The 3,590-nt window shown below is 61.1% G+C and carries 2 protein-coding genes; both read left to right on the top strand.

Going from position 1 to position 3,590, the window contains the following annotated elements; translation table 11 throughout:
• Positions 1-454: 454 nt before the first annotated feature.
• A complete protein-coding gene (locus FS320_RS40145) occupies positions 455-2,197 on the top strand; it encodes a DNA polymerase/3'-5' exonuclease PolX (protein ID WP_152718036.1) in 1,743 nt (580 codons plus the stop codon).
• Between the two features lie 222 nt (positions 2,198-2,419).
• Positions 2,420-3,355 (top strand): acetamidase/formamidase family protein, encoded by a 936-nt coding sequence (locus tag FS320_RS40140; RefSeq protein ID WP_162003559.1) that lies wholly within the window; start codon positions 2,420-2,422, stop codon positions 3,353-3,355.
• Positions 3,356-3,590 lie beyond the last annotated feature (235 nt).

Genomic DNA, 3,590 nt, shown 5'->3' with positions numbered 1-3,590 from the left:
CCTCGCCGCCAATGCCGCAGCCTGGGTGCTGACGCTGACGCCGCAACAAGCACGTCGCAAGGCCGGCATGGCATCCAAACACTTCTGGCTCAGAAAGCTGTTGCAGAACTTTTGGCGACCTACTTAGTTCCATAATGTTTGTTCAACGAAATTTGAATGTAGGCAAAGTTAAAATGTCAGTCTCCTGCCCTTCGGGTTCGAGGCACGGAGGCGGCAGAGCCTCTTGGAGAGACTTTGAGCTTCGGATAGGTCAACATCCCGCCGATGCTGTTTTCGGCCTTCTGTAAGCCATCCTTGGCGGTCGCTTCTAACGCAGCACTACTCAATCAGGAACACATCCTGCGCCGATTCCACGGGGCAGCGAGGGCGGTCGCCGAGCCTTCGGAAACTGTCGGGCTCTGCCAGACGTTACTCATGGCCGAGAGCCACCACCCGCTACCCGTTAGAACTGCGAATGGACCGCGAGCCAACCTCATCGCCGCCTTTAGCAATGGCGGCACAGGCCTCCAAGGGCCTGGATGCGCCCGCCGTCGCCAGATTGCTGGTCGAGATCGGGCAGCGGCTCGTGCTTGCGGGAGAGAACCCCTACAAGGCCCGCTCCTACACCCGGGCGGCCGAGAGCCTCCTGCTGCTCAGTGAGCCCCTCGAGCAGGTCATTGGTGCAGGGCAGCTCCAGGAGATCCCAGGCGTGGGTGCCGCCCTCTCAGAGACGATCCAGCGATTGCATCGGGACAGCATCACGCCGCGCCTGGAGGCCTTGCGGGCCGAGGTGCCAGCGGGCGTGCTGGAACTGCTGGCGATCCCAGGTCTGCGCCCGCAGAAAGTCCTCGACCTCTACCGCAAGCTTGGGATCACAAGCATCGATGAACTCGAAGCGGCGTGCCGGCAGGACCAGTTGAAGGCGACAAAGGGCTTCGGTCCAGCCTTTCAGGACAAGGTCCTCGCAGGCATCGAGCTCATGCGGCGTTCGCACGGGCAGCGGCTCATCCATCGCGCCGGCGAGCACCTTAGCACCTTGGAAGCAAACCTCAGGCGGTCGCATCCCGAGCTCACCCGCATCGTTCCCGCCGGCGAATTCCGGCGTGGCTCCGAGCTGGTGTCGGATCTCGCTCTTGTGGCCGAGACCCCGGCTCACGCAGGGATCGAGGTTGTCGGACTCTCTGAGGAGGCCAGGGTGTGGCTGACGGACCGGCGGCACTATGGGGTTGCCTTGGTGCTGGCAACCGGCTCGTCCAAGCACATCGATGAACTCCGATCTGTTGCCGAGCGCCGCGGCTTGCGGCTCGATGAGCGAGGGCTCTACCGCGGTAAGCACCTCGTTGACTGCCTGGACGAGAAGGACGTCTATGCTGCGCTGGATCTTCCCTTCATCGAACCCGAACTGCGGGAGGGCAGGGGAGAGATCGCCCTCGCCGTGGCGCGACGATTACCTCACCTCGTGGCCGATCAGGACATTCGGGGTCTTCTGCACTGCCACACCGACTTCTCGGACGGCAGCAATACACTCCAGGAAATGGCCGAGGCGACGCGGGCCAAAGGCCATGAGTATTTCGGTGTCGCGGATCACTCCAAGACGGCCAGCTATGCCGGCGGCCTCTCAGTCGAGAGAGTGGCCCACCAGCACAAACTCGCGGACGAGTTGAACGCTCGCTACCAAGGCCGCTTCCGGATCTTGAAGGGGATCGAGTCCGACATCCTCGAAGACGGCTCGCTCGACTATCCGGACGAGGTCCTGGCTCGCTTCGACTTTGTCGTGGCGAGCGTGCACAGCCGCTTCAGGCTTGATGCCAAGACCCAAACCGAGCGGATCATTCGGGCGGTATCCAACCCGTTCACGACCATTCTCGGCCACATGACGGGTCGACTGCTCCGCCGCCGGGAAGGCTATCAGATTGACATCGAGACGGTCTTGGAGGCCTGCGCAAGGCACGAGGTGGCCGTTGAGATCAACGCCCATCCTTCCCGTCTGGATCTGGACTGGCGCTGGCATCAGCGAGCACTCGAACTCGGGTGCATGTTCAGCATCAACCCGGACGCGCATAGTATCGACGAGCTTGATCTTACCTCCTGGGGTGTTTTGATGGCCCGCAAGGGAGGCATTCCTCCGCACCGGGTGCTGAATTGCCTGGGGCGTGATGAACTCGTGGGATATCTCACCAGGCGGGCTATGCCGCTCAACGGGGTCAGCGCATCATAAGGCTGTGCCACTCCGTCGGAGCAGGCTGAATTGATCAGCGTATTAAATTTGCGGTCCTTTTTGTCCACGAGAGTGGAATAGACCACCCTTGGTCGCCCGGCACGCGCCATGGCGCAGGACATTTCATAGGCAAGGCCGATTGACCGAGTGGCGGTCTGAGCAGCCTTGTGGCTCGCACAGCTCGAATGATCTACAACGCGCATGAGTATGAGGAGTTGACACGTGGCCCACCATCGGTTCGTTCCGGCAGGCTATCACAACGTTTTGGGTGCTCGAGATCCGGTCCTGCGGATCAGTGATGGCGACACGGTCATCACCACTACGATTGATGCCGCTGGACGCGACCACGAACATGTGGAACGCGCTCCCAGGCCTAATCCCATGACAGGTCCCTTTTTCGTGGAAGGGGCAGAGCCCGGCGACGCGCTGATCGTGCAGATCCAACGCATGACGCCAACGCGGGACACGGGCTGGACCTATTCCCTTCTGGCCCCGAACGTGGTTGATCCGGAGATCCTGCCCCGACTGCCTGAGCGGTATCGCGTCGAGTGGGCCATTGATCGCGCCGCTCAGACTGTGCGCTTGATGGAGCCGCCCACCGCGGTGGCGGATCTTGTTTTGCCTCTGACCCCCATGATCGGGTGCTTCGGAGTGGCACCTGGCTTGGGTCAGGCGATCTCCACGGCCACGAGCGGTCGGCATGGCGGTAACATGGACTTCAGAGGCTTTGCGCCAGGAGCAATTGCCTGCTTCCCGGTGTTCGAGTCCGGTGCCCTGTTCTTCTTGGGCGATGGGCATGCATGCCAGGGGGATGGCGAAATTGTCGGCACGGGGATCGAGACTTCGTTCGAGGTCGAATTCACCGTGCGACTGAAGAAGAAAGCCAATCACGGCTGGCCCCGTGGCGAGACAACTACGGATATCTTCACGGTTGGCAATGCCCGTCCGCTGGACCAGGCCCTCCAGCACGCTACGACTGAGATGTTGAACTGGCTTGGGAACAGTTTCGGCCTGGATCCCACTTCTGCCAGCCATCTTCTGGGACAAGTGGTGCGCTATGACATCGGCAACGTGTTCAACCCGGCTTACACCGTCGTTTGCCGCGTTGCCAAAACCTGGCTCCGGAAGCCGTATTCAACTCTGGGTTGGCTTGGCTGACAGGTGCACGGTTCAGGCACAATCGACTCTTGAGTACCAAAAACAGATAACTCCAAGCAGGATGGACCAGTCCGCTGATGGAGGTCGCCGACCAGCTGTGGAAGGTGTCTAAGCAGGTTTCAGCGGGGTGGCCAACGGATGCTGTCTGTGATTCCATCTTGTGGTTTAGTTCGGGATGCGGATCATGGCGGGCAAATCCCCTGTTGTCGCGAGCGCCGCACAACGGCGTGACCTC

Source organism: Microvirga tunisiensis (assembly GCF_009296175.1).
Classification (GTDB): Bacteria; Pseudomonadota; Alphaproteobacteria; order Rhizobiales; family Beijerinckiaceae; genus Microvirga; species Microvirga tunisiensis.
This window is presented reverse-complemented; position numbering and strand designations above follow the sequence as displayed.

Bases quoted from the DNA above. Each gene is read 5' to 3' on its own strand.
- FS320_RS40145 (WP_152718036.1), top strand. From the start codon at position 455: ATGGACCGCGAGCCAACCTCATCGCCGCCTTTAGCAATGGCGGCACAG.